The 6747-nt window shown below is 70.7% G+C and carries 4 protein-coding genes; all 4 read left to right on the forward strand.

What is annotated here, in order from left to right; all coding sequences use genetic code 11:
* The first annotated feature begins 396 nt into the window (after positions 1-396).
* From ACG83_RS41385 to ACG83_RS41400, 4 genes are read left to right on the forward strand one after another with little or no spacing between them, the layout of a single operon-like run.
* Complete coding sequence (locus ACG83_RS41385) at positions 397-1029, forward strand: TnsA-like heteromeric transposase endonuclease subunit (RefSeq protein ID WP_369812962.1); 633 nt, start codon at positions 397-399, stop codon at positions 1027-1029.
* Positions 1026-3131 carry a Mu transposase C-terminal domain-containing protein gene (locus tag ACG83_RS41390; RefSeq protein ID WP_200931456.1) on the forward strand — a complete coding sequence of 702 codons (2106 nt, stop codon included), beginning with the start codon at positions 1026-1028 and terminating at the stop codon, positions 3129-3131. The genes ACG83_RS41385 and ACG83_RS41390 overlap by 4 nt, the downstream gene beginning before the upstream one ends.
* Positions 3128-4285: an ATP-binding protein gene (locus ACG83_RS41395; protein WP_054571260.1), complete on the forward strand. Its 1158-nt coding sequence runs from the start codon at positions 3128-3130 to the stop codon at positions 4283-4285. Before ACG83_RS41390 ends, ACG83_RS41395 begins: the two co-directional genes overlap by 4 nt.
* Positions 4282-6627, forward strand: coding sequence for a TniQ family protein (locus ACG83_RS41400; RefSeq protein WP_054571259.1), 2346 nt, complete (start codon positions 4282-4284; stop codon positions 6625-6627). The genes ACG83_RS41395 and ACG83_RS41400 overlap by 4 nt, the downstream gene beginning before the upstream one ends.
* Positions 6628-6747 lie beyond the last annotated feature (120 nt).

Raw genomic sequence — 6747 nt, forward strand, 5'->3', positions numbered from 1 at the left:
TGTAGGGACGCCGGTCTAGATGTCCAATGGCCGCGATATATGTCCAGTCGATGTCCAACGACCGGTGTTCTGTCCACAGCGGACTACCGGGGCTACGGCAAGCCGGGGCAAAGGCGACGGAAGCCCTCGACGAGCCCGTGAAACAGGGCAGGGAAGGAGATTTCTATGCGGATTTAGGTTGCGTGATACCGGAGACGTTGTGCACTGGCGTCCTGTTTGTCCGCAGCGTGTCCAGCGACCGGACTGATGTCCAGTGATCTACCGTGCCAGTTGGGATCATGTCTTCTATCTGGGGAGATGGTAGCGATGGTGACTGATGCTCAATTGAGCGTCAGGGATTCCACTGGCGCGGTGTCGACGTACGAGGATCTGTCGCTGGTTGACCTTGCCGCGACGGTGGCTGGGTGTCCGTGGCGGGTTTTTCGATGGCGGCAGGGACAGGCGCACTACTCGGGCTGGTATTGGTCGGTGACGATGGCGGGCCATGTGGTTTATGAAAGCCGGCTGGAGCTTGCCCGGCTCCTGCTCGCCGATTTCGATTGTTCGGTGGTGGGAATCGCGGCGCAGCCTTTCTGCCTGACCGCGGAGGTGGATGGGCGGCTCCGGCGGCATGTTCCGGACTTTCTGCTGGTGGACCCGGGCGGGCTGGTGACCGTGGTCAATGTGAAGCCGGCGGAGCAGCTGGCCAGGGAGAAGGTCGCGGAAGCGTTGGCCTGGGCGGGCCAGGTTTTCACGCGGGCCGGCTGGTGCCATGAGGTCTGGTCGGGGGCGCCGGCGGCGGTGCTGGGAAATGTGCGGTTCCTGGCGGCCTATCGGCGTGCTGATCGGGTCGACGCCGAGGCCGTCGAGGAGATCGATCGGACGGTCACGGGGAGGGTGGCTCTCGGTGAGGTGGAGGCCGGGTTGGCGGGCCGGTTCGCGGTCGAGGTGTGCCGGCCGGCGTTGCTGCATCTGGTGTGGCGGGGCGTGTTCCGCGTCGATCTGGACAGGCCGTTGTCGCCGGTGTCGGTGCTGGAGCGTGTGGTGTGAGCGCGACGGTGACGGTGACGATCGGGACGAGGCTGGTCCACGACGGCGAGATGCGCACGGTCGTCGGTATCGAAGCGCAGCGGCTGCGGCTGCGTGACGGGCAGGGCCGCGAGGAGCTGGTGCACACGGCGACGGTGCTGGCGAATCCCGCGACCTCGGTGCTCGGGGCGGACGGGGAGCCGGTGGCGCCGATGGAGGCGTTGGGGCCGGTACTGGACAGCCTGGACGGGCCGCGACGCGCCGAGGTGCTGGCGCGGCTCGGGCATGTGCGTGAGGTGCTGACCGGCTACGTCTCAGGAACGGTGACGCTGGCGGCTGCCGGTGAGCCGCGGGCGGCCTACGAGATGGCGGTGCCGTTGATGGACCGCTACGCGGCGAAGGCCGCGGAGGTGGGGGTGGACGTCCGGACGGTGCGCCGCTGGGTCCGCGCGGTCCAGACAGCGGGCGCCGCGGGGCTGGTCGATCAGCGCATGGTGCGGCTGGCCGATCCGTTCACCGGGGTCGATGAGCGGTGGTTGGCGATGTGTCGGCTGGTGCTCGACGAACACACCGACGCCAGCCGGCCGACCCGGCAGCTGCTGCTGGAACGGGTGGCGGCACGGCTCGACGCCGAGCACGGCGCCGGATCGGTGCGGGCGCCGGGGCGGCGGCGGGCCCGGCTGGTGCTGGAGGAGTTGTCCCGGGCCACCCACGCGTTCACCGGCGCGACGGCGGCGAAACGGTCGATCGCGAACCGGCCGACACAGCCTTACGGGCGGCTGCGCGCGACCCGGCCGGGTGAGTACGTGCTGGTGGACACCACCGGGTTGGACGTGTTCGCGATGGAACCGCTGACCTTGCGCTGGGTCCGGGTCGAGCTGACCGTCGCGCTCGATCTGTATTCGCGGTGCGTGACCGGCCTGCGGCTCTCCCCGGTGTCGACGAAGTCCGTCGACGCGGCGGTCGTGCTCTACGAGTCGCTGGTGGTGGACACGGCCCGGGGCAGCGGCGGCGGTCTGCTGCCCTACGCGGGGCTGCCGGACACCGTCGTCGTCGAGGCGGAGCCGGGGCTGCCGGGGGTGGCCGCGGAGAGCATCGTCGTCGACCACGGCAAGATCTTCCTGTCGGAGCATCTGCTGTCGGTGTGTCAGCGCCTCGGGGTGTCGGTGCAGCCGGCCCGGCCGCTGACCCCCACTGACAAGGCGCCGGTGGAGCGGTTCTTCCGGACCCTGCGAGAAGGATTGCTGGCGGCGTTGCCCGGCTACAAGGGGCCGGATGTCCACAGCCGTGGGAAGGATCCGCAGGGCTGCGCCTACTTCTTCGTCGACGAGCTGGAGACCGTGATCCGCCAGTGGATCGTCGGGATCTACCACCGGCGTCCGCACGGCGGGCTGGTGGACCCGGCGGTGCCGGGGTTGGATCTGTGTCCGGCGGAGATGTTCGCTCACGGTCTGGTCCGGGCCGGTCGGCTGCGGGTGCCCGCGCGGACGGATCTGGTGTTCGATCTTCTGCCGGTCGCCTGGCGGACCATCCAGCATTACGGGATCGAGGTCAACGGGCTTCGTTACAACGGCCCCGTGCTGGGCGGCTACCGCAACCGGCTCAGCCCGTTCACCGGTCGGCACGCCGGCAAGTGGCCGGTGCGCTACGACACTGACGACATCTCACGGGTCTACTTCCAGGACCCGGCCGACCAGCGCTGGCACACGCTGGTCTGGGAGCACGCCGGCGGTGTCGGGATGCCGTTCTCCGCGGACACGCTCGCCTACGCCCGCCGCCTCGCGCTCGCCGAGGGCCGTCACGTCGATGACCGGCTCGCCCTGGCGGACCTGCTGGACCGGTGGGACGCGGGGCTCGTGCGTCATCCCGCCGAACGTCGGATGGCGATCCGCGCGAGCGAGCAGCGCCAGGCCCGGTTGCAGGCCGCCGTCGGCGGCGACCTCGCGGCGGCCTGCGAGCTGCCGGCGGTCAGCGCCGGGCTGGAACCCGCCGGGACACCGGCGGGTTCGTGGCGGGCCGGTGACGACGACTGCGACGGTGAGCTGGACGGCGCCGCCGCCGACGAACCGGCCAGGATCGCCGACGAGGAGTTCTACGCCGACGCGCTGAGGGTCGTGCCATGAACCGCCCGGACGCGGTGCTGTCCGACCGTGACGAGCGGGACTGGAACCTGTCATGCAAGGACGGCTGGTTCGCGATGGTCGACACCCCGCCGAGGACCCGCCCGCCGCGGCACAGCGCCTGCGAGATCGCGGGGATGTCGCGGACCGTCCGGCTGCGTTACAACGAGACCCGTGCCCGTTGGCACGCCAACCTCGGCCCCGTCGCGACCCCGGGCATGGACACCGTCTTCGAGCAGCTCGACGAGATCTGCGGATCGAACCGGCAGGACGGGGAGAAGGTCAAACCCGCCGCGGTCCTCGACGCGCTTCCCGGGCTGGGCAAGACGACCGCCGCGCTGGCGTTCGCCCGCGCCTTCCACCGCGAACAGGTCGACCTCTACGGGCCGACGGTTCCCGCCACGGGCGGCCAGTGGCAGCGGGTGCCGGTCGTTTACCTCGGGCTGACCTCGAACACGACGATCCGCAGCCTGAACGCGATGCTCTGCCGCTTCTACGCGCTGCCCGCCCCTGACCGCGGCACCGCGACACGCCTGGCGAACCGCGCCGCCGAATGCGTCGCCGGGTGCAAGACCCGTCTCGTCGTCGTCGACGACGTGCACTTCCTCGACGTCCACCGTCGCGATGGCCGGGAGGTCGCCAACCATTTCAAGTGGCTCGCCAACACGTTCCCGGTGACGTTCTTCTTCGTCGGGGTGGGGCTACGCGCCCGCGGGCTGCTCACCGAGGGCCTGACCGGCGCCGACGCCGCGTTCTCCCAGACCGCGCGACGGTGGAACGTCCTCACCCTGACCCCGTTCGAGATCCACAGCGAGGCCGGGCGGCGCACCTGGCGCAACCTGCTCCTCGGTATCGAACGCGACCTGGTTCTCGCCGAACTCGGCCGGGGAACGGTCGCCGAGGACCTGTCGGACTACCTGTTCGCCCGCAGCTCCGGGCACTTCGCCTCGCTGATGTCCCTGATCGCCCGGGGCTGCTACCGGGCCGTCAGGACCGGCGCGGAAACCCTCACCGCCGGTCTGCTCGACGCGGTCCGCATCGACGAGGCCGCGGAGAAAGCCCGCCGTGACCTGCACGCCGCGCTCGGCGCGGGCCGGCTGACCAGCCGGCCCGCCCGCCAGACCACCACGCGCCTGGGCGGGGAGGGCGCGGCATGACCCGCCGGCTCCCGTTCACCCTGACACCGCTGCCCGGGGAATCGTTCGAGAGCTGGACGACCGCCTACGCGCGGCGCCTGCGCGTCACCACCAGCGAACTCACCCGCGCCCTCGGCCTCACCGCCGACCCGCCCCCGGCCGTCACCACGCCGCTCACGGTCGCCGACGCGACCGGTCTGACCCCCCGGACCTTCGCCGCGATGTTCCACCCTCCGCTCCCGGATCTGCCCCCGCGCACCCCCGACGCCCTGCGCACCGCGGCGACCGCGGGACGCACCAGCCGGTTCTGCCCGACTTGCCTGGCCGAACATCCCGGCCGGTTCGCCCTGGCCTGGCAGCTGCGCTGGACGTTCTTCTGCCTCGATCACGGCCAGCCACTCGCGGACCGATGCCCGCGCTGCGGGTCCACCCAACCCGTCCGGCACCCGTCCGGACGGACACCACCCGGTCATTGCACCCGCCACGTCACCGCCGCGGCGACCACCACCCGCTGCGGCTTCGACCTCACCGAGCCCCCCCACCCCACCTGCGCCGATCCCGCCGCCGCCCACACCGCCCAGCAGCTGATCGACCGCAGCCTCGCGCGGCTACGCCTCCCACCCGACGCCACCGCCCGGCACGAAGCCCTCGCCACGCTCACCGACCTGACCATCCTCGCCGCCCACATCGCGACGAACGACCGCCCCCGCCGCCAGCGAACACCCGTCGCGGGCGACCTGCGGGCCGACACCCTGCTCACCGCCTACCAGCTGCTCACCGCCCCCACCGCTGGCCGCCCGGACGACCCCCTCGCGCCCCTGGTCGCCCACCACTCGGCCGGGCCCCGGCCCCTGGCAGTGCCCGAGTCCTGGAAATCCGCCAGCCCCAGCCTGACAACCCGCATCGCGCACAGCCGCGACGGATTCCTGCGTCCCATCGAACGCCTCCGGCACGCCACCACCCTGCCCACCTTGCATCCCCCGACCACCGACCCCACCAGCGGCGAACCGGACCCGGCCGTCCTGCGAGCCGCACGCCTACCCGACCAGCTCTGGCCCGTCTGGACGATCCGTCTCCTCGACGACGACTCCCTCGAACCGGTGACCTTCCGCCCCGCGGCGATCGCGGCGCTTCTGCTTCCCCACAGCGCTCTGCGGCTCAACCAGATCACCGCCCTCGTCAGCGACCAGATCACCGGCGGCACCGTCGCCCACCAGCTCGGCAAACTGACCCGCGGCCCCGCCGGCAGCACCACGCTGCGCATCCTCACCGAACTCGCCCTGGCCTGCGACACCCACCCCATCCCGATCGACTACACGCGCCGCCGTCACCTCGCCGCCACGACCGAGCTGATCGACCGCGCGACCTGGAGAAGCTTCCTCGGCCCCGGGGAGCTGCGCCGCGGGCACCGACGCCGCCTCGATTTCGCCCGCTCCTACCTCTACGAACTCCTCACCGACGGCAACCTCGCCATCGCCTCACCGCCCTACCGGATCGTCGACCCCGCGCGACGCCCCGCCTACCACGAGTTCGTCCTCGGGATGCCCGCGCCGCTCGCCGACGATCTCACCAGCCACGCCCACGCCCTGCTTCTCCACGCCGGCGTCACCGACGAGCCGCTGCGCTGGGCCCCGCCAGCGCACTGGGTCCACACCCACGACTGGCCCGGCGCCGATCTCGAACACACCGACCCCGCCCCCATCCACGACCTGCTCACCCGCCAGCACCGATCCCCGCAGCAGGTCGCCGAAACCCTCCACATGTCGACAGAGCACGTCCGCCAAGCCGTGCGGCTACACCCGCTGCCACGCCCGCTCTATCCCACCCACCGCGCCGGAGCGATCCTCCCGCTCCACCCCGACACCAGCCAGCAGCACAAACCCGGAATCCATTACGTCGACCCCACCTGGCTCCACGAACAATACGTCACCTGGAAACGCACCCTCGCAGACATCGCCGACGAAATCGGCTGCGTTTACAGCACCCTCCGGGCTTTCGCGGAGAAACACGGAATCCCGCTACGTCCATCCGGCGGCTCACACCACATCCACACCCTCACAGGAACCCACCCCTCCCAACTACCCGAACCACTACGCAGCGCCCTCACCGGCCACCAAGCCCATCTCCGCCTCGAACGCTTCACGATGATCGTCCGACATTCCAACCTCACCAGAGCCGCCGAAGAAGCCGGCGTCACCCCCGCCTCCCTCTCCGAACAGCTCACCTACCTCGAACGCGTCTGCGGCGGCACCCTCATGCGCCGCCACCACCCCAGACGCCTCGACAGCCCCACAGAACTCGGACAGGCACTACACCTCCAGATAGAAGCCCACATCCTCCACGACACCACCAGCCACCCATGACGACACGAACAGGCACAGCGAAGAAATGGACAACCACCCCGGCCCCCAAGAAAGCACGGGAAACCCCCAGTGGACACGATCACGGCACCCGAATGGACATCTTCGCCGGCCTCCCTACAG

The organism is Frankia sp. R43, assembly GCF_001306465.1.
GTDB classification, from domain to species: Bacteria; Actinomycetota; Actinomycetes; order Frankiales; family Frankiaceae; genus Parafrankia; species Parafrankia irregularis.

Coding starts and splice junctions, on each gene's coding strand:
- ACG83_RS41395 (WP_054571260.1), top strand. CDS start 3,128: ATGAACCGCCCGGACGCGGTGCTGTCCGACCGTGACGAGCGGGACTGG.
- ACG83_RS41400 (WP_054571259.1), top strand. CDS start 4,282: ATGACCCGCCGGCTCCCGTTCACCCTGACACCGCTGCCCGGGGAATCG.